The 22,977-nt window shown below is 67.4% G+C and carries 19 protein-coding genes; 5 read left to right on the top strand and 14 right to left on the bottom strand.

The window, feature by feature from the left end; genetic code table 11:
• Position 1 precedes the first annotated feature (1 nt).
• The gene (locus MLG_RS14025) at positions 2–670 is read left to right on the top strand and encodes an SPOR domain-containing protein (protein ID WP_011630506.1); all 669 of its coding nucleotides are present in this window, start codon (positions 2–4) and stop codon (positions 668–670) included.
• A gap of 7 nt (positions 671–677) precedes the next feature.
• On the opposite strand, the gene MLG_RS14020 is transcribed toward MLG_RS14025, so the two are convergent.
• Positions 678–1,232 (bottom strand): HNH endonuclease, encoded by a 555-nt coding sequence (locus tag MLG_RS14020; RefSeq protein WP_049753694.1) that lies wholly within the window; start codon positions 1,230–1,232, stop codon positions 678–680.
• Positions 1,233–1,717: 485 nt separating this feature from the next.
• Here MLG_RS14020 and MLG_RS14015 point away from each other — a divergent pair, with 485 nt between their 5' ends.
• The 4 genes from MLG_RS14015 (at position 1,718) to MLG_RS14000 (ending at position 5,377) form a co-directional block, all read left to right on the top strand.
• Positions 1,718–2,851, top strand: coding sequence for a Re/Si-specific NAD(P)(+) transhydrogenase subunit alpha (locus MLG_RS14015; RefSeq protein ID WP_011630504.1), 1,134 nt, complete (start codon positions 1,718–1,720; stop codon positions 2,849–2,851).
• Entirely contained in the window at positions 2,848–3,162 is a 315-nt protein-coding gene (locus MLG_RS14010) for an NAD(P) transhydrogenase subunit alpha (protein WP_011630503.1), read from the top strand. The genes MLG_RS14015 and MLG_RS14010 overlap by 4 nt, the downstream gene beginning before the upstream one ends.
• Positions 3,163–4,641, top strand: coding sequence for an NAD(P)(+) transhydrogenase (Re/Si-specific) subunit beta (locus tag MLG_RS14005; RefSeq protein ID WP_011630502.1), 1,479 nt, complete (start codon positions 3,163–3,165; stop codon positions 4,639–4,641). It begins immediately after the preceding gene.
• 166 nt (positions 4,642–4,807) lie between these two features.
• Positions 4,808–5,377: a TIGR02444 family protein gene (locus MLG_RS14000; protein ID WP_011630501.1), complete on the top strand. Its 570-nt coding sequence runs from the start codon at positions 4,808–4,810 to the stop codon at positions 5,375–5,377.
• Between the two features lie 4 nt (positions 5,378–5,381).
• On the opposite strand, the gene MLG_RS13995 is transcribed toward MLG_RS14000, so the two are convergent.
• From MLG_RS13995 to MLG_RS13935, 13 genes are all read right to left on the bottom strand, one after another.
• Positions 5,382–5,858 (bottom strand): tellurite resistance TerB family protein, encoded by a 477-nt coding sequence (locus MLG_RS13995; RefSeq protein WP_011630500.1) that lies wholly within the window; start codon positions 5,856–5,858, stop codon positions 5,382–5,384.
• Positions 5,859–5,914: 56 nt separating this feature from the next.
• Positions 5,915–6,421, bottom strand: coding sequence for an NUDIX domain-containing protein (locus MLG_RS13990; RefSeq protein WP_049753612.1), 507 nt, complete (start codon positions 6,419–6,421; stop codon positions 5,915–5,917).
• Positions 6,381–7,478: a uroporphyrinogen decarboxylase gene (hemE, locus tag MLG_RS13985; protein ID WP_011630498.1), complete on the bottom strand. Its 1,098-nt coding sequence runs from the start codon at positions 7,476–7,478 to the stop codon at positions 6,381–6,383. Before hemE ends, MLG_RS13990 begins: the two co-directional genes overlap by 41 nt.
• 436 nt (positions 7,479–7,914) lie before the next feature.
• The gene (locus MLG_RS13980; RefSeq protein WP_011630497.1) at positions 7,915–9,324 is read right to left on the bottom strand and encodes a glutamate synthase subunit beta; all 1,410 of its coding nucleotides are present in this window, start codon (positions 9,322–9,324) and stop codon (positions 7,915–7,917) included.
• A 58-nt stretch (positions 9,325–9,382) separates the two neighbouring features.
• Positions 9,383–13,858 (bottom strand): glutamate synthase large subunit, encoded by a 4,476-nt coding sequence (gene gltB / locus MLG_RS13975; protein ID WP_011630496.1) that lies wholly within the window; start codon positions 13,856–13,858, stop codon positions 9,383–9,385.
• Positions 13,859–14,167: 309 nt separating this feature from the next.
• Complete coding sequence (gene aroB, locus MLG_RS13970) at positions 14,168–15,262, bottom strand: 3-dehydroquinate synthase (protein WP_011630495.1); 1,095 nt, start codon at positions 15,260–15,262, stop codon at positions 14,168–14,170.
• Complete coding sequence (gene aroK, locus MLG_RS13965; protein ID WP_011630494.1) at positions 15,259–15,798, bottom strand: shikimate kinase AroK; 540 nt, start codon at positions 15,796–15,798, stop codon at positions 15,259–15,261. Before aroK ends, aroB begins: the two co-directional genes overlap by 4 nt.
• 161 nt (positions 15,799–15,959) lie before the next feature.
• A complete protein-coding gene (locus MLG_RS13960) occupies positions 15,960–17,972 on the bottom strand; it encodes an Ig-like domain-containing protein (RefSeq protein ID WP_011630493.1) in 2,013 nt (670 codons plus the stop codon).
• Between the two features lie 67 nt (positions 17,973–18,039).
• On the bottom strand, positions 18,040–20,124 hold the full coding sequence (pilQ, locus tag MLG_RS13955; protein WP_011630492.1) for a type IV pilus secretin family protein: 2,085 nt from the start codon (positions 20,122–20,124) through the stop codon (positions 18,040–18,042).
• 34 nt (positions 20,125–20,158) lie between these two features.
• The gene (locus MLG_RS13950) at positions 20,159–20,704 is read right to left on the bottom strand and encodes a pilus assembly protein PilP (RefSeq protein WP_011630491.1); all 546 of its coding nucleotides are present in this window, start codon (positions 20,702–20,704) and stop codon (positions 20,159–20,161) included.
• Between the two features lie 2 nt (positions 20,705–20,706).
• On the bottom strand, positions 20,707–21,291 hold the full coding sequence (locus MLG_RS13945; protein ID WP_011630490.1) for a type IV pilus inner membrane component PilO: 585 nt from the start codon (positions 21,289–21,291) through the stop codon (positions 20,707–20,709).
• A 20-nt stretch (positions 21,292–21,311) separates the two neighbouring features.
• Positions 21,312–21,866, bottom strand: a complete 555-nt coding sequence (locus tag MLG_RS13940; protein WP_011630489.1) for a PilN domain-containing protein — start codon at positions 21,864–21,866, stop codon at positions 21,312–21,314.
• A complete protein-coding gene (locus tag MLG_RS13935) occupies positions 21,863–22,930 on the bottom strand; it encodes a pilus assembly protein PilM (protein ID WP_011630488.1) in 1,068 nt (355 codons plus the stop codon). The genes MLG_RS13940 and MLG_RS13935 overlap by 4 nt, the downstream gene beginning before the upstream one ends.
• Positions 22,931–22,977 lie beyond the last annotated feature (47 nt).

Raw genomic sequence — 22,977 nt, 5'->3', positions numbered from 1 at the left:
CATGGCACAGCGGCCGCGCAAGAAGTCGACTCGTGGGGCCACGCCGCAGGCGCCGCGACGCCGTAGCAAGGCCACCGGATCGGCTGGCGGTGGTGGCGCCCCCGGTTGGGCGTTGCTGCTGGTGGGGGTGGTGCTGGGTGCCGGGCTGGTGCTGGCCTGGGAGGCGCATCAGGACGGCCGGCTGAATATCAGCATCGGTGAGCCTGATAACACCGGCGCGGTCGGTGAACCCCGGGGCCCGGTGGCTGAGCCGGAACCAGAGCCGGCGCAGCAGCGGCCCCGCTTTGAGTTCTACACCCTGCTGCCGGAGGAGGAGGTGGCCGTCCCGGAGGCGGACCACCCGGATGCGGGCCGGGCCGAGGCCGATCGTGCCCGCGAGGTGCCGGGTGAGGCCCCGGAGGTCAGCCGTCGGCCCACGGAGGTGGAGCCGGGTTACCGTTACCTGCTGCAGGCGGGGTCCTTCCGGCGGGCGTCGGATGCCGAGCGGATGCGCGCCAACCTGGCGCTGCTGGGGGTGGAGGCCCGGATCCAGCGGGTGGAACTTGACGGCGGCCAGGTGCGTCACCGGGTCCAGGTCGGGCCCTTCGACGACGGCGAGCGGCTGGATCGTATCCGCGCCCGCCTGGAGGACAACGGCTACGAGACGCTGCGCATGCGGGCGAGCGGCTGAGAACGGCTCAGGTGTAGCGGCTCCAGCGCTCGCGCAACGGGCTGGAGCGGGGAAAATGGGCCCGCAGGAACTCCATCTGGTCGGCTAGGATGCGCCGGCCCTGCAGATAGACATACTCGGCGTGGGTGGGTGTGAACGGCACCGCCAACAGCTCCATCCCGGCCTCTTCCGGCGTCCGGGCCCCCTTGTGGTTGTTGCAGCGTTTGCAGGCCGTCACCAGGTTGTTCCAGTGGTCCGCGCCGCCCTGGGCCACCGGGGTGACGTGATCGCGCGAGAGCAGGCTGTCGGGGAAGCGGTCGCCGCAGTAGAGGCAGAAGTGGTCGTCGCGGCGGAAGAGGGTCTGGTTGTTGAGGGGGGGGATGTAGCCGGGGCGTCCTTTGAAGTGAGCCTGCCGAGTGCCTTCCGTGGCGACAATACTGTGCAGGTCCAGGTGGCTCCTCAGCCCGCTTCGGGCATTGAAACCGCCCCAGATCCGATACAGCCTGCGCCCGACCGAATACACCACCTGTTCCAGGTAGTAAAGCCTCGCGGCCTCCTGGTAGTCGATCCACTCCAGCGGCATGCCGGATACATCGGTGCGCAGTATGCGGTGCGCCAGTAAGTTCACGCCAGCCCCCTCGGGTTACAGGCTTGAGCGTCGCATCCTGGCCCCTTTATTGCAGAAATCACGATCGGGTTCAAGATTTTCGCCCCCGGACGACGCCTGCCGGGATTCTGCCGGCTCGGTGTTTCAGGCCGATGAATCCGGATGGGGCGGGATCGGCAGGGGGTTGCCAGCGGGGCTCACCCGGGTCACCGGCTATGCTGGGTATGGGCCCGCGGATCGCCCAGGTTGTGACGATGTGTCGCGGACGGCGACAGCGGCCAAGGTTCACATGGCGTTGCCTTTCCGCTAGCATTCGTCGGTTCCGCATGCCACATTGCAGTGGCAGGCATCGCTGGCAAGAGTTGAAATCTCCGGTTCTGTCCGACAAAGATTGTTGGGGAAACCAAACTCTTAGAACCAGAACACCGCGCAGTGGCGCGGAACCAATGGGAGCATAAACCATGGCAGTAAAAGTAGCCGTGCCAAGGGAGACCCGCCCGGGTGAGCGGCGCGTGGCACTCGCCCCGGCGGCACTACGGCAGTTCGAGAAACTTGGGGTAGAGCTCCTCATGCAGAAGGGAGCTGGTCTCGAGAGCGGCTTTGACGATGCGGACTACAAAGGCGTCACCCTGGTGGACTCCGAGGAGGAGCTGCTGGGCCAGGCCGATGTGGTCCTGAAGGTGCAGCCGCCCACCGAGAAGGAGGTGGGCATGATGCGCGAGGGCACCGTCGTGATGGGCTACATGACGCCGCACGAGGGCGACAGCCGCATCAAGGAGCTGTGCAAGCGCAAGATTACCAGCCTGTCCATGGAGCTGGTGCCCCGCATCTCCCGCGCTCAGTCCATCGACGCGCTCTCCTCGCAGGGGGCCATCTCCGGCTACAAGGCGGTGCTGATCGCGGCTGAGCGCAGCCCGCGCTTCTTCCCCATGCTGACCACGGCGGCGGGCACCATCCGCCCCTCCAAGGTGCTGGTGATCGGCGCCGGGGTGGCGGGGCTGCAGGCCATCGCCACCGCCCGCCGGCTCGGGGCCCAGGTCAACGCCTACGATGTGCGCTCGGCCACCGCTGAGCAGGTGGAATCGCTGGGCGCTAAGTTTGTCGACACCGGCGTCAAGGCCGAGGGTGAGGGCGGTTACGCCCGTGAACTCACCGCCGAGGAAAAGAAAAAGCAGGCCGAGGTGCTCGCCGACTATATCGCGGCGTCCCACGCGGTGATTACCACCGCGGCCATTCCGGGCCGTCCGGCGCCCAAGATCATCGACAAGGCCACGGTGGAGCGTATGGGGCGCGGTGCGGTCATCGTCGACCTGGCGGCCGAGACCGGGGGCAATTGCGAACTCACCCAGGCCGGCAAGGACGTGGACCACAACGGGGTGCTCATCGTTGGCCCCAAGAACGTGCCCAGCTCGGTGGCCATCCACGCCAGCGAGATGTACTCGCGCAACCTCTACAACCTGCTGACCCTGCTGATCAAGGACGGGGAGCTGCACCTGAACTGGGACGACCAGGTCATTGCCGACAGCTGCCTGACCCACGGCGGTGAGGTCAAGCACGGCCCCACCCGTGAGCGTCTGGAAGGAGAGAAGTCATGATCGAAGGTATGACGGGCGTCATCGCCATCTACGTCTTCATGCTCTCGGCGGTGGCCGGTTACGAGGTCATCAGCCGGGTGCCGGTCATCCTCCACACCCCGTTGATGTCGGGTTCGAACTTCGTGCACGGCATCGTTGTGGTGGGTGCCATGGCGGCCCTGGGTATGGCCCAGACGCCGCTGGAGCAGGCCCTGGGCTTTCTGGCCGTCCTACTGGGCGCCGGTAACGCCGTCGGCGGTTACGTGGTGACCGAACGCATGCTGGAGATGTTCAAAACCAGCGACAAGGACAAGAAGCAGGGAGCCAAGTAAATGACTCTCGTGATCCAGTTCAGTTATTTTGCAGCGGCGTTGCTCTTCATCCTTGGCCTGAAGGCCATGGCCTCGCCGCTGACCGCCCGCAAGGGCATCATTTGGGCCGGCGTGGGCATGGTGATCGCCACCGTGGCCACCTTCTTCGAGCCGGTCATCGTGGGCACCACCAACTACGTGCTCATCCTGTTGGCTATCGCCATCGGCGGCGCCTTCGCCTACGTCACCGCCAAGAAGGTGGCGATGACGGACATGCCGCAGATGGTGGCCATCTACAACGGTTTGGGCGGCGGCTCCGCCGGCCTGATCGCGGCGGTCTCCCTGGCCAAGGCCCAGCGGGAGCTGCACACCGTGGCGCAGGATGAGGCCGCGGCAGTCGCGGCCAGCCACAATCTGCCCATGGACGCGGCGCTGCGGCTGGTGGACGCCGGCAGCATCGGTGCCTGGATGGGCATTGATGTGGCCATCCTGGCGCTGTTGGGTGCGGTCATCGGTACCGTGGCCTTCTCCGGCTCGGTGATTGCTTGGGCCAAGCTCGATGGCCGCATGAAGCGTAACAAGCTGGTCAGCGGCCACCAGTGGGTCAATATCGCCCTGGCCATCGCCACCGTACTACTGGGCATCTGGGTGTTCTTCGCCGGCACCGGCTGGCCGATCTTCCTGTTCTTCGTGGCCGCCTTCCTGGTGGGCATATTCGTCACCACGCCCATCGGTGGTGCCGACATGCCCGTGGTCATCTCCCTGCTCAACGCCCTCACCGGTCTCGCGGTCGGCTTCAAGGGCTATGTGCTGGGCAACCCGGCCCTGATCATCGCCGGTATCGTGGTGGGGGCCGCCGGTATGTTGCTGACCCACCTGATGGCCAAGGCCATGAACCGCCCGATCACTAACGTGCTGTTCAGCGGCTTCGGTGCGTCGCCGGATGCCGGCGGTGAAGGCCCCGAGGGCGAGATGAAGGAGGTGGGTCCGGACGACGCCGCCTACATGATGGGCTTCGCCGAGAAGGTCATCATCGTGCCTGGCTACGGCATGGCGGTGGCCCAGGCCCAGCACAAGGTCTGGGAGATGGTCGAGTTGCTGGAAGAGCAGGGCGTGGAGGTGAAGTTCGCCATCCACCCGGTGGCCGGCCGTATGCCGGGCCACATGAACGTCCTGCTGGCCGAGGCCGGGGTGCCCTACGACAAGATCTTCGACATGGAGGAGATCAACGCCGAGTTCGCCAGCACCGATGTGGTGCTGATCATCGGCGCCAACGACGTGGTCAACCCCGCCGCCAAGACCGACGAGAGCAGCCCGATCTACGGCATGCCGATCCTGGACGTGGACGAGGCCGACAACGTCCTGGTGGTCAAGCGTGGCCGTGGTGCCGGCTTCTCCGGCGTCGAGAACCATCTGTTCTTCGACGAGAAGACCCGGATGGTCTTCGGCGACGCGCAGAAGGTGGTCAACGGCATGATCCAGACCGTCAAGACCATGTAAGCATTACGCCCTTACCATGGGCGTACACGCAAGGGTCGTCTCCTTCGGGGGCGGCCCTTTTCTTATGGGCGCAAGCCCGGGACAATAGCGCTCGATGCCGGCGTCGACCGCGCAGGCCGCCTGCCAATGCCCCTAACCCGTTATGGCCTCAGCCAAGGGAGCCGCGATGAGCCAAGCTGATGATCTTTGGGATTTCTCCGTGCGCTTCTACCGCCTGCCCGGGGTGGAGCCGGCCTGCCTGCGCCTGCAGGCCCGCTACGGGCTCTCGGTCAGCCTGCTGCTGGCGGCGCTGTGGTTCGGCCGCGAGGGCTGGGGGCGGCTCGGCGCCACCGAGATGGAGGCCGCCATCCGCCGGGCCCAGGAGTGGGACCGGGAGGTGATTGAGCCGCTGCGGGCCCTGCGGCGGCACCTGAAAAAGCATCCACCCCGCGGGCTGGAGGAGTCCGCCGAGGCGTTGCGGCGGGACCTGCTGGGGCGGGAGTTGGAGGCGGAGCGCATCGAGCAGCGGTTGTTCCTGGCGGACTTCCCGCAGGGGATGCCGGTGGCTGAGCAGCGCTGGCGTGATGCGGTGGTCAACGCCTGTCTGGTGGTGCGGCGCAAATGCCCGAAGCTGGACGAGCCTGCCCGGCGGACGCTGTGTGAGATCTTTGCCGAGGCCTTTCCGGAGGTGGCGGAGGCGGAGATCGTCCGCCAGATGCGCCTGGTCTGGCCGGATAACGGGGTACTGGAGCGCTGAGGGCTCAGGGCCCGCCCGGGGTGGCGTCCTGCTGGCGTTCAGCGCGCAGCCGGGCGTTGATGAAGTCGGCGTGGCGGACGTAGATCAACTCGGCGATCCTCCGGACCAGGTACTCCTCGTGATGGTGCAGCCGCTCGTCGGCGAGCGCCACCGTCCAGAGGTATTCAATCAGCCGCGCCCGCTGGCCGTAGTCAAAGTGGTCTTTGATCAGTGAGGTGAACTGGAAGTAGTCCATGGCGTCGTTCAGCTCCGCCTCGGCCAGGCGCATCAGCTCCTGGGTCTCCTGGTCACTGAGGCCCAGCTTCTCGCGCACGGCCGCCTCTGCGGCCTGCCGTTGGCCGCTGTGCAGGCTCCCATCCATGCGTGCCATCTCCAGTAACAGCGCCGCGGCCGCCAGGTGCACGGCGTGCTCGTCTGGGCTCTCGGCCTCGGCGGCCTGGGCGATGTGGCCGCTGAAATAGCGTTTGATGGCGTCCAGCATGCAACCTCCTCGCTGCCCGGGTGGAATCCGATGGTGCCGGAGCGTTGGACCGGGGATCACCGCCGGCGTTCGGCGTCGGTGTCCTCCACCGGGGGGGTGTGGCCGTGCTCCAGGACCTTTTCCGCCCAATCGAGGACCCGGCAGACACGGGGAGCGGCCAGGGCGCGGGCCTTGTTCAAGGGTAGCCAGCGGAACTCATGGTGCTCCGGTCGGCCGAGATCGGGGTTGATGCCCAGCTTCACCTGGCGGGTCTCGGTCCGCGCGATGTAATAGCGGGCCACCTTGCCGCGGGCGTAGGGGCCGGTCTCGGTGAAGCCCAGGCCCCAGGCGAACTCGAGGGAGGTGATTCCGGTCTCTTCCTCCACCTCGCGCAGGGCGCCCTCGAAGGGGGTCTCGCCGGGCTCCACCTTGCCCTTGGGGAAGTCCCAGTACTGCCACGCGCGCAGCATGAGCACCCGCCAGCCGTCGTGCTGGCGGCGAAGCACGATCACGCCGGCGGAGAGGGTGCGTATCCGGGGTTTCCTAGCCCTGGGTGAGGCTGCTCGCCTCCGCCTGCTGCTCATGGTATCGCGGACTGAGTTGGTGGACGGCGTCGATCATGGCGCCGGCATGCTCGGGCGGGATGGCCGGATGAATGCCGTGGCCAAGGTTGAAGACATGGCCCGGACCCGGGCCGTAGTCGGCCAACACCCGCGCCACCTCGTTGCGGATGGTCTCGGGTGAGGCGTAGAGCACGCAGGGGTCCAGGTTGCCTTGCAGGGCGACACGATCACCGACACGGTCTCGGGCCTGGCCCAGGTTCGTGGTCCAGTCCAGGCCGAGGCCGTCGCAGCCGGTGGCGGCCATGGCCTCCAGCCACTGGCCACCACCCTTGGTGAACAGCACCACCGGCACGTGGCGGCCGTCCGCCTCCCGGGTGAGGTTGCGTACGATGCGCTCCATATAGGCCAGTGAGAACAGTCGGTAGGCATCGTGGGCCAGCGCTCCGCCCCAGGAGTCGAAGATCATGATGGCCTGGGCGCCGGCGGCGATCTGGGCGTTGAGATAGGCCGTGGTGGCCTGGGCCACCTTGTCCAGCAACCGATGCAGCAGTTCCGGCTCGTCGTAGAGCATGGCCTTGCAGCGGCGGTAGTCCTTGGAGCTGCCGCCCTCGATCATGTAGGTGGCCAGCGTCCAGGGGCTGCCGGCAAAGCCGATCAGCGGGACCTCGCCGTCCAGCTCCCGGCGGATCAGGCGCACGGCGTCCGTCACGTAGCGCAGTTCATCCTCCGGGTCGGGGACCGGCAGGTGTTCGATGTCGGCGGCACTGCGTACCGGGTGATCAAACACCGGCCCTTCGCCCGGCAGGAAGCGCAACCCCAGGCCCATGGCATCGGGGATGGTGAGGATGTCCGAGAACAGGATGGCCGCATCCAGCGGAAAACGGCGCAGTGGCTGCAAGGTGACCTCGCAGGCCAGCTCCGGGGTGCCGGCCAGTTTCATGAAGCTGCCGGCCTGGGCGCGCAGCTCGCGGTATTCGGGCAGATAGCGACCGGCCTGGCGCATCATCCAGACGGGCGTGCGGTCCACCGGCTGGCGCTGCAGGGCGCGTAGCAGTCTGTCGTTCTTGAGTACGGACACCTGGAAACTCCCGTTGGGGATCTGGGGAGAGGATACCATCTCGAGCCAGGGCGTGTGGACGCGCAGCGGCCCCGAACCCCGTCATCGCGAGCCCGACCCCCCGCTGCGCGGGCGCGAATCAGCGAGGAACGGGGCACCCCCGTCATCGCGAGGGCCGAAGGCTTTCCCCTCGTCATCGCGAGGGCCGAAGGCCCGTGGCGATCCAGGGCGGTAGACTGCCACGTCGCTTCGCTCCTCGCAGTGACGGTGGGGCGGGTTCACGCCCGCAGTGACGGTGGGGCGGGTTCACGCCCGCGGTGACGGTGGGGCGGGTTCGCGCCCGCAGTGACGTAGCGGCGGGCCCGCGCTCGTGGTGGCGGTGGGGGTGGGCCGGCCCCCCAGTGACGGCGGAGGGTGGCCCAGTCCCCCAGTGACGGTGCATGTGCCCCCCGGGAGGTCAGACCTGCAGGTAGTCGAGGATCCCCTCGGCGGCCTGGCGGCCCTCGAAAACGGCGGTGACCACCAGGTCGGAGCCCCGCACCATGTCGCCGCCGGAAAAGACCTTCTCGTTGCTGGTCTGGCCCCAGGGCGTTTGGCCGCCCTTGGCGATGGTTACCCGGTCGCGCTCGTCCGTGCTGATGCCGAACTGTTCGAACCAGGGGGCGGGGCTGGGGCGGAAGCCGAAGGCGATCAGCACCCGATCGGCCGGGATCACTTCCTCGGAACCCGGGACCGGCTCGGGCCGCCGGCGGCCACGCTCGTCCGGGGCGCCGAGCTGGGTGCGCACCACCTTGACCCCCTCCACCTTCTCGTCGCCGACGATCTCCACCGGCTGACGGTTCCAGAGGAACTCCACGCCCTCCTCCTTGGCGTTGGCCACCTCGCGGCGGGAACCGGGCATGTTGGCCTCATCCCGGCGGTAGGCGCAGGTCACCGACCGGGCGCCCTGGCGGATGGAGGTGCGGTTGCAGTCCATGGCGGTGTCCCCGCCGCCCAAGACCACCACGCGCTTGCCCTTCATGTCGATGTAGTCGCCGTTGTCCTGCTGGAAACCCATCAGGCGGTTGATGTTGGAGACCAGGAAGGGCAGCGCCTCGTACACCCCGGGCAGGTCCTCACCCGGGAAGCCGCCGCGCATATAGGTGTACGTGCCCATACCCAGGAAGACGGCGTCGTAGTCGTCCACCAGTTGCTGAAATTCGATGTCCTTTCCGATCTCGGTATTGAGGCGGAACTCCACCCCCATGCCCTCCATGATCTCGCGCCGGGTGCGGATGACCTCCTTCTCCAGCTTGAAGGGCGGGATGCCGAAGGTAAGCAGGCCGCCGATCTCGGGGTATTTGTCGAACACCACCGGGCGGACCCCATTGCGCGCGAGGATGTCGGCACAGCCGAGCCCGGCAGGGCCGGCGCCGACGATGGCCACCTTCTTGCCGGTGGCCACCACGCCGGACAGGTCTGGGCGCCAGCCCTGTTTCACCGCCTCGTCGGTGATGTATTTCTCCACCGAGCCGATGGTCACCGCGCCGAAGCCATCGTTGAGGGTGCAGGCGCCCTCGCAGAGCCGGTCCTGGGGGCAGACCCGTCCGCAGACCTCGGGCAGGGAGTTGGTCTTGTGCGACAACTCCGCCGCCTCAAACAGGTTGCCCTCGGCGACCAGCCGCAGCCAGTGCGGGATGTAGTTGTGCACCGGGCACTTCCACTCGCACCAGGGGTTGCCGCAGTCAAGGCAGCGGGCGGCCTGAGCCGAGGCGACCTCCGGGTCGAACTGGCGGTAGATCTCCTTGAACTGCCGGGCCCGGACTTCGGCGCGCTCCTTGTCCGGATCCTGACGCGGTACCTCGAGAAACTGAAAGACGTTGGACATAGCTCGTGATCCGTGTTCGCGGCCCCCGGGCGGTGTCCGCCCGGGGGCGTGGACGCAATCAGGCGGCCTGGCGCAGGGTGTCCAGGACGGTGTTGATGTCGGCGGCCTTGGGCTTCACCAGCCAGAACCGATTCACGTAGTCGCGGAAGTTGTCCAGCACCTCGTGGCCCCAGGCGCTATCGGTGGCTTCCACGTACTCGCTGAGCAGGCGGCGAAGGTACTCGCGGTGGGCCTGTCGGTTCTCGGACACCAGCCGGTTGATGTCGATTAGCTCGTGGTTGTAGCGGTCGACGAAGCGGTTGTCCTGGTCGAGCACGAAGGCGATGCCCCCGGTCATGCCGGCCCCGAAATTGAGCCCGGTGCCGCCGAGCACGCAGACCACGCCGCCGGTCATGTATTCGCAGCCGTGGTCGCCGACGCCCTCCACCACCGCGGTGGCGCCGGAGTTACGGACCGCGAACCGTTCGCCGGCCAGGCCGGCGGCGAACAGCTTACCGCCGGTGGCCCCGTACAGGCAGGTATTGCCCATGATGGGGGTCTCGCGGGTGTCGAAGCGGCTGCCCCGGGGCGGGCGCAGGGTTAGCCGCCCGCCGGCCATGCCCTTACCCACGTAGTCGTTGGCGTCACCCTCCAGGTCCAGGTTCAGGCCGCCGGCGTTCCAGACGCCGAAGCTCTGGCCCACCGAGCCGCTCAGCTGCACCGTGATGGGCTTGTCCGCCATGCCCTGGTTGCCGTGGCGGCGGGCGATCTCGCCTGAGAGCCGTGCCCCTATGGAGCGGTTGTTGTTCTTGACCGCGTACTCAAAGGTGCCTCCGGCCTTGGATTCGATGGCCGGCAGGGCGTCGCGGACCATCTGCTCGGCCAGCTCGCCCTTGTCGTAGGGGACGTTGCGCTCGCTGAGGCAGAACTGCGGCTTGTCCTCGGCCAGGCCCCAGTCGGAGAGGATGGGGCGCAGGTCCAGGCGCTGCTGGCGCGGGGTGTCACCGGGCAGGATCTCCAGCAGGTCGGTGCGGCCGATGAGGTCCTCCAGCCGGCGTACGCCCAGCCGGGCCATCCACTCGCGGGTCTCCCGGGCGACGAACCGGAAGAAGTTCATCACCTTGTCCGGGGTGCCGATGAAGTGCTTCAGGCGCAGCACCTTCTGCTGCGTGGCCACACCGGTGGCACAGTTGTTCAGGTGGCAGATGCGCAGGTACTTGCAGCCCATGGCCACCATCGGCGCGGTACCAAAGCCAAAGCTCTCGGCGCCCAGGATCGCGCCCTTGATCACGTCCAGGCCGCTCTTCAGCCCGCCGTCGGTCTGCAGGCGCACCTTGTCGCGCAGGTTGTTCTGGCGCAGGGTCTGGTGGGTCTCACTCAGGCCCAGCTCCCACGGGCCGCCGGCGTACTTCACCGAGGTGAGGGGGCTGGCGCCGGTGCCGCCGTCGTAGCCGGCGATGGTGATGAGATCCGCGTAGGCCTTGGCCACCCCGGCGGCCACCGTGCCCACGCCGGCCTCGGCCACCAGCTTCACCGAGACCAGCGCCTCCGGGTTGACCTGCTTGAGGTCGAAGATGAGCTGCGCCAGGTCCTCGATGGAGTAGATATCGTGGTGGGGCGGCGGCGAGATCAGCGCCACGCCCGGCTTGGAGTAGCGCAGGCGGGCGATCATCTCGTTGACCTTGTGGCCGGGCAGCTGGCCGCCCTCGCCGGGCTTGGCGCCCTGGGCCACCTTGATCTGCAGCACCTCGGCGTTGACCAGGTAGTGGGGGGTGACGCCAAAGCGCCCGGAGGCGATCTGCTTGATCTTGGAGACCCGGTCGGTGCCGTAGCGCTCCTCGTCCTCGCCCCCCTCGCCGGAGTTGGAGCGGCCGCCGAGGCGGTTCATGGCCATGGCCAGGGACTCGTGGGCCTCCGGGGAGAGGGCCCCCAGGGACATGCCGGCGGAATCGAAGCGCGGCAGGATGGCCTCTTCCGGCTCCACTTCCTCCAGGGGCAGGGCCTGCGGCGCCTCCTTGACCTTGAACAGATCGCGCAGCACCGCCGCCGGCCGCTCGTTCACCAGCTTGGCGTAGTGCTGGTAGTCCTCGTAGCGACCCGACTCCACCGAGCGTTGCAGCCAGGCGACGATATCGGGGTTGTAGGCGTGGTACTCGCCGCCGTGCACGAACTTGAGCAGGCCACCCTGCTCGATGGGCTGGGAGGGCCGCCAGGCCTTGGCCGCCAGCGCCTTCTGGTCCGCCTCCAGGTCCTCGAAGTGGGTCCCCTGGATGCGGCAGGTGGTGCCGGTGAAGCAGAGATCGACCACCTCTTGGTGCAGGCCCACGGCCTCGAAAAGCTGCGCGCCGCGGTAGGAGGCGATGGTCGAGATGCCCATCTTGGAGCAGATCTTGTACAGCCCCTTGTTGATGCCCTTGCGGAAGTTGCGCAGGAGCTCGGCGATGTTCTGGTTATCGATCCGGCCGCTGCGCGCCATCTGGGCCACGCAGTCGTAGGCGAGATAGGGGTAGACCAGGGTCGCGCCGTAGCCCACCAGCACCGCGAAATGGTGCGGGTCGCGGGCGGTGCCGGTCTCCACGACGATGTTGGCGTCACAGCGCAGGCCGCGGGCCACCAGGCGGTGGTGGACCGCGCCCGTCGCCAGGGCGGCATGGATCGGCAGCTGGTCCCGGGTGATCGTCCGGTCGGACAACACCACCAGCACGGTGCCGTCCCGCACGGCCTGTTCGGCCTGGTCGCAGACCGCCTCGATGGCGCTCTTCAGGTCTTGGTCGGGGTCATAGTTGAGATCGATCCGCACGTGGCGGTAATCCGGATCCCGATCGCCCAGGGCCAGCAGCGCGGTGAACTTGTCGTCCGACAGCACGGGCGAGTCCACGGTCAGCCGCTTGGCGTATTCTTCCTTTTCCTGGAACAGGTTGCGCTCGCGGCCGATGCAGGTCTCCAGCGACATGACGATGCGCTCGCGCAGCGGGTCGATGGCCGGATTGGTGACCTGCGCGAACTGCTGGCGGAAGTAGTCGAACGGCGAGCGGATCTTGCGCGAGAGCACCGGCAGCGGGGTGTCGTCCCCCATGGAGCCCACGGTCTCCTGGCCGCTCTCGGCCAGCACCTTGATGATGTGGTCGCGCTCCTCGAAGTTGACGTTGAAGAGCTTCTGGTAGGTGTCCAGTTCACGGTCATTGAGGCTCGCGCGCCGGGGCGAAGTGCCGTTGGGCAGACTGGAGCCCAGCTCCCGCATGTGCCTTTTCAGCCACTGCTTGTAGGGCTGAGCGCTTTTTACCCGCTGGTCGATGTCGGCCGGCTGCAGTAGATCGCCGGTGTGGGTGTCCGCGGCCAGCATCTCGCCCGGCTTGAGTCGGCCCTTGGCGACCACCTGTTCCGGCGCGTAGTCCCAGACGCCTACCTCCGAGGCCAGGGTGATGTGGCGGTCGTCGGTGATCACCCAGCGGGCCGGGCGCAGGCCGTTGCGGTCCAGCACGCAGGCGGCGTGGCGGCCGTCAGTGAGCACGATGCCGGCTGGCCCGTCCCAGGGCTCGAAGTGCATGGAGTTGTATTCGTAGAAGGCCCGTAGGTCCGGGTCCATGCTGTCCACGTTCTGCCAGGCCGGCGGCACCAGCAGGCGCATGGCGCGGAAGATGTCCATGCCGCCGTTGAGCATCACATCCAGCATGTTGTCGAGGCTGGAGGAGTCCGAGCCATCGGTGTTCACCAGCGGGCGCACCTCGGCCATGTCCAGCAGCTCGGTCTCGAAGACGTGCGAGCGGGCGTTGGCCCAGTTGCGGTTGCCCTGGATGGTGTTGATCTCGCCGTTATGGGCCAGATAGCGGAAGGGCTGGGCCAGCCGCCACTGCGGCAGGGTGTTGGTGGAGAAGCGCTGGTGGAACACCGCCATGGAGCTGGCCAGGCGCTCGTCCTGCAGGTCGCGGTAGAACACGGGCAGGTTCTCGGGCAGCACGAGGCCCTTGTAGGAGAGGACCCGGGCCGAGAGGCTGGGTACGTAGAACGCCGGGTCATCGCTCAGGGCCTTCTCGGCCTGGCGGCGGGCGATGAAAAGCCGCCGCTCCAGTGCCTGCTCGTCCATCTCCGCACCGGCGTTGACGAACAGCTGCTCGATACGCGGCAGGGTGGCCAGCGCCTCTTCGCCACAGGCCTCGGTGTCCACCGGCACCTCGCGCCAGCCGGCCGGCTCCAGCCCTTGCTCGGCCAGGGTGTCTTCCAGGGTCTGGCGGGCACGGGCAGCGGAGGCGTCGTCGCGGCTGAGAAAGACAGAGCCCACCGCGTACCGCTCGCCCAGCCGGATACCGGCCTCCTGGGCCACGGCGCGCAAGAAACGGTCGGGTTTGGTGATCAGCAGGCCGCAGCCATCGCCGCTCTTGCCGTCGGCGGCGATGGCGCCACGGTGGGTCAGGCGGGCCAGGGCCTTGATGGCGGTGTCCACCAGCCAGTGGCTGGGCTCGCCGTCCATATGGGCAATGAGGCCGAAGCCGCAGTTGTCTTTCTCGAATTCCGGACGGTACAGGGTTGTCGGTGCGCTCAGGTTCTCGTTGTCCACGGGAGACCTCTGGTGCGGTTTCTGGGGGCTTGGGTGTGCCAGTGACACTGCCGTCTAAGCAGTATAGAGGCGGGTGCGCCAGCGTCTCGGCGCGGCCTCGGGGAGGTGCTCTATTAGAAGTAGGGCTCGTTGCTGCAGTGCATCATCGGCAACCTATCTAAAAGCGGCCGGACAATATATCGTGAGTCGGTGTATTTGCCAAGGTCTTATGCTCGATAGTTGCCTACATGCGACACAAAATGTCGCATCTGCCGGGCAGGTGGGGGAGGGGGTGGTGCGTGCCGGGCAGAGCGCCCGGCATTGGCGTTGCTATTCGGGGCTGGCGCAGTAGTGGTCCAGGGTGGCCTCCAGCGCGGCGGGGTCGAAGGCATCGGTGACCACGGCGTCGCCCAGCGCCCGCAACAGCACCAGCCGCAGCCGGCCGTCCTGCACCTTCTTGTCCACGGCCATCAATTCGCGGAAGCGCTCACTCTCCATCGCCGGCGGGGCCACGGGCAGGCCGGCGGTGGAGAGGATGGCCTCCAGGCGGTGGAAATCGGCCTCGCTCAGCCAGCCCTGGCGCATGGACATCCAGCCGGCCATCACCATCCCGGCGGCCACCGCCTCACCGTGCAGCCAGGCCCCATAGCCGGTATGGGTCTCGATGGCGTGGCCGAAGGTATGGCCCAGGTTGAGCAGGGCCCGCTGCCCCGCCTCCAGCTCGTCCTCGGCCACCACCGCGGCCTTGTGCCGGCAGGAGCGCTCCACCGCCTCGGCCAGCGCCGCCTTGTCGCGAGCCAGCAGGGCCGGCATGTTCGCCTCCAGCCAGGTCAGAAAGTCGGCGTCGCGGATCAGCCCGTACTTGATCACCTCGGCCAGCCCGGCGCGCAGCTCCCGGTCGGGGAGGGTGTCCAGGGTGTCCATGTCGGCGATCACGCAGCGGGGCTGGTGAAAGGCGCCGATCATGTTCTTGCCGCCCGGGTGGTTGACCGCGGTCTTGCCGCCCACTGAGGAGTCCACCTGCGCCAACAGGGTGGTGGGCACCTGGAGGTAGCGCACCCCCCGCTGCCAGGTGGCGGCCACGAAGCCGGCGAGATCGCCGATCACGCCGCCGCCCAGGGCGACGATGGCGGAGCCGCGGTCGAAGCGGTGCTCGATCAGCGCGTCATAGACGCGCATGGCGGTCTCCAGGCTCTTGAAGCGCTCGCCGTCGGGGAGCACCACGCTGTGGGCCTCGCGGCCATCGAGGCTGGCCAACACCCGGTCGAGGTAATGGGGGGCGACGGTTTCGTTGGTCACCACCATCACCCGCCGGGCGGGCAGGTGGTCGGTGATCAGCCGGGGCTGGTCGAGCAGGCCGGTGCCGATGTGGATCGGGTAGCTGCGGCTGCCCAGATCCACCTGCAGGGTGGTGGTCTCGGTCATGGTTGGGTCTCCTGGCCGGCGGGCTCCTCCAGCGCCTTGAGCACCCGCCGCGCCACCGATTTCACCGTGCCGCCGCGGGTATCGATGATGATGTCGGCGATCGCCCGGTAGAGCGGGTCGCGCTCGACCATCAGTGCCTCCAGGCGGGCCCGCGGGTCCTCGGTCTGCAGCAGCGGGCGGTTGCGGTCCTTGCCGGTGCGCGCCAGTTGGGTCTCCACCGGGGTGTAAAGGTAGACCACGATGCCGCGGGCACCCAGCAGGTCGCGGTTGGCGGGGGTGGTCACCACACCGCCACCGGTGGCGAGGACCAGTTCCTCCCGCTCGGTGAGGGTGCGGATGGCGTCGTGCTCACGCTTGCGAAAGCCCGCCTCGCCCTCGATGTCGAAGATCGTGGGGATGTCCACGCCGGTCCGCTCGACGATGTAGCGGTCGCTGTCCTCGAAGGGCAGGCCCAGTGCGTCCGCCAGCCGGCGGCCCACCGTGCTCTTGCCGGCGCCCATGGGGCCGATGAGGTAGATGCGGGGTGGATGGTTCATGGTACGCATGCGCTCCGTGGGTATCGGGGACACGATACCAGAAACGGGCGCATCAGAGGCGCGGGGCTATGGCTGGGGCCGAACCAAACAGGGGCGCCGGAATCGATCCGGCGCCCCTGTCCAATCCGCCAGCCTGGCCGGCGGGCGGGTTGCGGTTACCGTTACAGGAACTCGTCCCGGAAGCTCTCCTGCCAGTCGTAGTCCTCCGGGAAGGCGGTGCAGCGGTCGGCCTCCCCGGGCCGGCCGGTGCCGAAGGGGCTGTTGTAGCCAGGCGGCAGGGTATCCAGTTCGTTGACGTCATCGTCGGCCACCGGCAGCCAGAAACTGCGGAGGCGCTCGCCCTCCGTGCCGGCGACTTCACCACCCACCGTAGCCCGCAACTCCACCCGCACCCATTGGGCGTGGTCCTTCGGGTAGCGAACTTCGAAGTCGGCGAAGCCGCTCTCATCCGTGGTGATGGAGAGTTCGGTGCCGTCGGCCGGCGCCAGTGTGGCGACGTTGCCCGGGAGCAGGGTGCCGGTCTCCGAGACGTCATTCTCCAGGTTGATGTTGCCGCCCCGGGTCTGATCCTCGGAGGCGCATTGCACGGCACTGTCGTGAATCACCCAGCGCTGGGCGTCATCGCTCCAGACCAGGAAACCACGGCGGTAATCGGTGGACCAGACCGACAGACTGACCTCGGTGTTGGCCACCGGTTGGCCGGAGGCGTCGGTGATGACCGCGGTGTAGGGTTTGGCGTAGGTGGTCTCGTTGATGTCGAGGATCTCGTTGCCCGTGCCCAGGGTGATGTAAAGGGCCTGGGCGGATGCCGTCAGTTTTACCTGGTTGCTGAGATCGGTGTCCTCCGTCAGGAAACCGGTCACAGTGATTCCCTGATCCCCGGAGCCGACTCGGCCCGCGACATATTCCACAACGGCGCGTCCGAAGAGGTCGGTGGTCGCGGTGTTGGATCGCAACTCACCGCCTGAGGTGTCGCTGAGATTGAACCCGACTTCAGCACCCTGTACCGGTTGACCGGCATCATCGGTCACCTTGGCCACAATACGGCTGACGCTGTCGTCTCCGGCATCGCTGGCGTTTTCAGTATCCCGCGGCCGGACGATGGCGGGTACTGCCTGCAGATCGATGAACTCGGCGGCGTCGGTGACGAACTGCGCGGTGGTTGAGGTCTCAACGCCCACATCGAGGGCCTTCGCAGTGATACGGGTCGGGCCCACGTCATCGGAACGGATGATCACCGTGGCCTTGCCGTCATCATCGGTGGTCGTGGTGACCTGTGGGGGGTCGGATCCGTCCAGGCTGCCGCGGGAGGCGTTGAAGCGGATCTCTTCTCCCTCCATTGGGGTGTTCCCCTCCATGAGCTGCACCGTCACGTCGATGTCGGTGCCCACCGGCCACAGCCCTCCGCTCTCGTCGGGTTCGATGAACTCGATGCCGAACTGGTCGACGGAGAAGCTGTGCTGGTACTGCGCCCCCGAACTGCTGACCAGAACGTGAAAGTCACCGACGTCATTCGCCTGGTAATCCACGCTGAAGGTTCCGGAGAGGTCCGTTTCGCCCTCGGTCGGGTCGACGATTACGGCGTCGCCGCTGCCTTCAGCGTTGACAGGGCGTTGCCCGAGTGTGCCGCCGGTGCTGTCCCGGAGGGCCAATTGCAGGGTCTCGAAGGCATTGATGGTGGCGGTGCTGGTGGCTTGGATGGGGGACCATGCCGTACCCGTGACCTGGACTGGGAAGGGCGGAGACGTCTCGCCATCGGCACGGACTGTCAGGCTCGAGGTGCGATTCTCCGGGTTTGCGGGGGTGCGGACGTAGAGCCGGACGCGGCCCGATTCGTCGGTTTGCCAGCCGCTGGTCCCAGCCGCTTCGAAAAACAGATCGCGATCATCGGTCTGGGGGAAGACTTCCACCCCTTCCTTGACCCGGTTGGCATCATCCAGGACGAGCACCTCAAGCTGCAGGCGGGTGTCGTTGCCGGTCGGCAGGGTGTTGGACCCGGTCACCACCACCCGGCCGATGTCCGCGCCGGTGACCCCGTCACCGTTGTCACCGTTTCCGTCGCCGTTATCCGGATCGCCGGTGAAACCGCCGGTGCTGCTGCTGTTACAGCCCGCCAACGCGAGCATGGCGGCGACGAAAAGGAGTGCTGCCGCGCGTGTGATCCATGTGCTCACTGGTCCTTCTCCCCTTCTGCTCAGGCTTCCACGTGTGGTTAGATGGGCGTCCCTGCCCTCGGGCCGTTTATTGCCCCGCGTTACGCGCATTCAGCGATTCGTCCAGGATGCGCGGGGTGACGAAGACGAGCAGCTCGGACTGTTCGTCGAAGGTCAGGCGGTTGCGGAACAGCCAGCCCACCCCCGGCAGGCTCCCGAAGAAGGGCACGCGCCGGGTTTGCTCGCCGCTGGCCCGCTCGTAGACCCCGCCCAGCACCACGGTCTCGCCGTTGTCCACCAGGACCTGGGTGGTGACCGACTGGGTGTCGATGCTGGGCACCCCGGCGAAGACCTCGCCCACGGTGTCGTTGGAGACCTCCAGGTTCATAATGACCCGGTCATCCGGTGTGATCTGCGGGGTGACCGTGAGGCCCAGCACCGCCTCCTTGAACTCCACGTTGGTGGCGCCGCTGGCGGTCTCCTCCTGGTAGGGGATCTCCACGCCCTGGCGGATGTTGGCCTCCCGCTGGTTGGCGGTGATGACCCGCGGGCTGGAGATGACCTCGCCGCGCCCCTCGGTCTCCATGGCCGACAGCTCCAACTGGAGCAGGCGGTCACCGATGCGCCCGATGGCCAGGCCGAGTCGCGGGGCCTCTGCCGGGGCAGGCAGATCCACCATCAGGTCATCGGTGCCGTCAATGCCGGGCGTGGGGGTGGGGCGGGCGCCGATGGCGGTGCCCTCGCTGCCCAGGCTGCCGGTGGCGGTGTAGCCGAAGCGGACGCCCAGGTCGCGCGAGAAGTCGTCGTCGGCGATGACGATGCGCGACTCGATCAGCACCTGCTGCACCGGGATGTCCAGCCGGTTCACCAGATTGCGGATGTCGTCGATGTTGCGCTCCATATCCTGCACGATGAGCAGGTTGGTGCGCTCGTCGATCGCCACCTGGCCGCGTTCGGAGAGCAGGCTGGTCTCGTCGCCCTTCAGCAGGTTGGCGATGTCCTCGGCGCGGGCGTAGTTGACCTGGATGAAGGCCGAGCTGAGCGGGGCGACCTCGTCCACCGTGCGGCGGGCCTCCTCACGGGCCCGGTCGCGGGCGGCCAGCTCCTCGGTGGGGGCGAAGGTGAGTACGTTGCCGCGCTCACGGACGTCCAGGCCCTGGGCCTCGAGGATGATCTCCAGGGCGTGGTCCCAGGGGACCTCCACCAGGCGCAGTGTCAGGCGGCCGTCCACACTGTCGCTGATCACCGCATTCATGTCGTTGAAGTCGGCGAGGATCTGCAGCACCCGCCGCACCTCGACGTCCTGGAAATCGAGGGTGATGGGGTCGCCGGTGTAGGTGGGTTCGTCCACCTCCTCGTCATCGATGCGCGGGTCGATCTCCAGGGTGAAGCTGTCGGCGGTCTGATAGCCGGCGGTGCGGAAGGGGCCGCGGGCAGTCACTGTCATTCGCACCCGGTCGTCCTGTTGCCGGGTCTCGATCATCTGCACCGGGGTGGCGAAGTCGGTGACATCCAGCCGGCGCCGCAGCTCCTCGGGCACGCGGCTGCCCGGGAACTCCAGCACCACCCGGTCGGAGCGCTCGTCCATGCGCACCGGTGCGCGGCCGTCACTGAGGGCGATGATGATGCGCCCGCCCTCGTCCGGGGTACGCCGGAAGTCGATGTCCTCGATCTGGCTGCGGGTGGTACGCTCGCGCGGTTCGTGGTCGCGCCCGATGCGTGCGGCGGCGCCGGTGCCCCCGTCCAGCGTGATGAAGATCTGGTTGCCCTCCACCCGGATGGCGTGATCCACCAAGCGACTGAGCTGGATCGCCAACCGGGTGCGGTCGCCGGATTCGGTGGTGGTGACCCGGCGCACGTTGCCGGTGTCGATCTCCAGCGCCCGTTCGGCCAGCCGGTTGCGGGTGTCGCGCAGGTCCACCACCAGGCGCGCCGGGTTGCTGATGGTGAAGCTGCCCGGCTCCGGCGGTTCGCCGTCCAGCGTTAGGATCAGCTCCACCCGGTTGCCCGGGGCGGTGGTGTACTCCATGTCGGTGAGGTTGACGGTGGCGGCTCCGGCCTGCACAGGGGTGAGCCCGCAGGCGAGCGCCGTGAGGGCCAGTAGCCCGATGAACAGCCCCTGGAGGCGGTCCGGTGCGGCGCCGCTTCGTCCTGAGATGGCTTTGGCAAACATTGTTCTTACTCCCTCCAAGATCCCGGGCTGCCGTTCATTGTGCCGGCTGCAGGTTGAGTGCCGCAGGGCGCTCCACCACCTGACCGTGACGATCCCTGACCTTTTCCGTCAGCACAATGCGCTCGGGCGAGATCTCCTCGATACGCCCGGAGGCGCGCCCCAGATAGTTGCCGACGGTGACCAGGTGGATCCGCTGCTCCGGATCCTGAATCATTGCGTGGCGCACGTCCCCGCGCCCCAGGGTGCCGACGAACCGCAGGCTGTCGCGCTGGAAGTGCTCCAGGGGCTCCCGCGGCCGGTCCGGGTCGATCACCGCGGCGGTGAGCACCTCCTCCTCGCGTTCGGGCCCGAAACCCAGCGGCCGAAAGGGGTCGCGGGGCAGCGTGGCGGGGAAGCGTACCGCTGCCGCCTCCTCGAAACTGGGGATGGGGTCGATCTCGCTCTCCGGTGCCGGCTCGGAAATCTTCCGCTCCAGGTCCGACATGTCCTCGCTGCAACCCGCCAGCAGCAGTGCCGCGAGGGCCATCAAGAACAGCCCGCGGCGGAGCGTAAAGGGGAGATGCCCGTTCCTTCCCTGCATGCCTAGTCCTCCGGATCCAGGTACCAGTAGGTCCTGGCGGTCATATTCATGCCCAGTCGATCACTGCCATCCCGCGGCTCGATGGTGAGATTGTGCAGCGTTACGATGCGGTCCATGTTGGCGACGCCGCTGACAAATTGGCCCAGCTGCTCGTAGGTGCCGATGACGCGCATGTCCACGGGCAGTTCGGCGTAGAACTCCCGTTGGGTCGGGCTGCGGGTGTTGTAGGAGGCGATCTCCAGGCCCGCCCCGGAGGCCTGCAGCGAGATGTCCTCCACCAGGCTGGGTTGCGCCACGTCGCCGGGCAGCCGGCCGAGCATCTCGACCAGTTCGGTCTCGATCTGCTCCTTCTGTCGGCGATAGGCGTCCAGGTTCGCCGCCCGATGCTTCTTCTGGTCGAGTTCGCGGAGCAGGTCGGGCTCGCGCGCCTCGGCACGCTCGAGCTGGGAGAGCTTATCGGACCAGCCGAAGTACCAGCCGCCGAGCACCGCAAGAATGAACACCAGGGCGATGGCCGCCGCACGGACCCAGCCGGGCCATGCCCCGGGGTTGTTCGGGTCCAGGTCGCGCAGGTCGTCGAGTTTCATTGGACGTCCTCCCTGAGCGCTCAGCGGTTACTCTGCTGGGTGGTGCGGGCGGCAAAGTTGTAGTAGCGCGGCTGACCTTCGCCATCAGCGCCGCCGGCCTCGAAGGAGTCGAGGTCGGGGTCCCCCAGCAGGGTGGAGTTGTCGATGTTCTGCAGGAACACCGAGACCTCCTGGGGCGAGCGCGAGCGACCCTGGATGGAGATCTGGCTGTTGCGCTGCCGGATACTGGTGAAGTAAATGCCGTCGTGGAGGATGTTGACCATCTCCTCCAGCAGTTGCACCACGGCGGTCCGCCCGTCCTGAAGGTCCTGGATTACCTCGGCGCGGCTGATCAGCCGCTCCAGTTCGCGCTCCAGGTCCTCGATCTCGGCGATTTGGCTGTCCAGATCCCGCAGGGCCTGCTGGATGCGATCGTTGCGGGCCTGCTGGCGGTCGATCAGCGAGTCCATGTACCAAGTGGCGCCGTACCAGACCAGACCGGCGGCCAGCACCGCGGCACCGAGTTGGGCGAAGAAGGCCTTTTTGCGGCGTTCGCGTTCGGCTTCCCGCCAGGGGAGGAGGTTGATGCGCGTCATCGGTCGAAGCTCCTCATGGCCAGCCCGCTGGCGATCATCAGCGCCGGTGCATCGGCGGCCAGCACCCTTGGATTGATGCGGCGGTTGACCGTCATACCGGTGAAGGGGTTGGCGATCACGGTGGGGGTGCCGGTGTGCTCGGCCACCACCTGCGCGGCCCCGGGGATGGTGGCGCAGCCGCCGGCGAAGAGCACGTAGTCCACCGTGCTGGTCTGTCCCGAGCCGAAGAAGAACTGCAGCGCTCGGGAGACCTGCTGCGCCATGGCCTCCTTGAAGGGCTCCAGCACCTCCGTCTCGTAGCTGTCCGGCAGCCCGCCCAGTCGTTTGGCCTTTCCGGCCTGCTCGAAGGTCATGTCGTAGCGGCGCATGATCTCCTCGGTGAGCTGGCGCCCGCCGAAGAGCTGTTCGCGGGTGTAGACGATTCGTTCGTTGGAGATCACAGTCAGTGCGGTCATGGTCGCGCCGATATCCACCACCGCCACCGTCTTGCCTTCGGCGTTGTCCGGCAGGGCGCGCGACATCAGCCGGAAGGCGTTCTCGACGGCGTAACTCTCCACGTCGACCACCTCGGCCGTGAGCCCGGCTGCGTCCAGGGTGTCCACCCGCGCCTCGATGTTATCGCTGCGGCAGGCCACCAGCAGGACCTGCACCTCGTCCGGCCGCCCCGGGGCCGGCCCCAGGCGCTGAAAGTCGAGGTTGACCTCGTCCAGTGGGTAGGGGACGTATTGATCCGCCTGGGCGCGGATCTGCGCCTCCATCTCCTCTTCGTTGAGATCGGCGGCCAAGTTGATGACCTTGCTGATGGCGGCCGAGGCGGGCACCGCCAGGGCGACACCCCTGGCGCGGCTGCCGGATTTCTCGTAGGCGGCCTTGATGCTGTCGGAGACGGCATCCACCTCGACGATGTTCTTCTCGATCACGGCATTGGCCGGTAACGGCTCCACCGCGTAGCTCTCCACCTGCAGGCCCCCGCCCCGCTGCTCGTGGAATTCGAGCAGTTTCACAGCCGTGGTGCTGATGTCGATCCCCAGCAGCGGCGGCCGTTTCTTCCTGAAGATCTGCACAGCCCCGTCCCTATCGTCGCCCCAAGAGTACAAAGGTTCCAGTCCTA

The organism is Alkalilimnicola ehrlichii MLHE-1, assembly GCF_000014785.1.
Taxonomy (GTDB): domain Bacteria; phylum Pseudomonadota; class Gammaproteobacteria; order Nitrococcales; family Halorhodospiraceae; genus Alkalilimnicola; species Alkalilimnicola ehrlichii.
The sequence above is the reverse complement of the archived record's forward strand: the minus strand, read 5'-3'. Positions and strand labels throughout refer to the sequence as shown.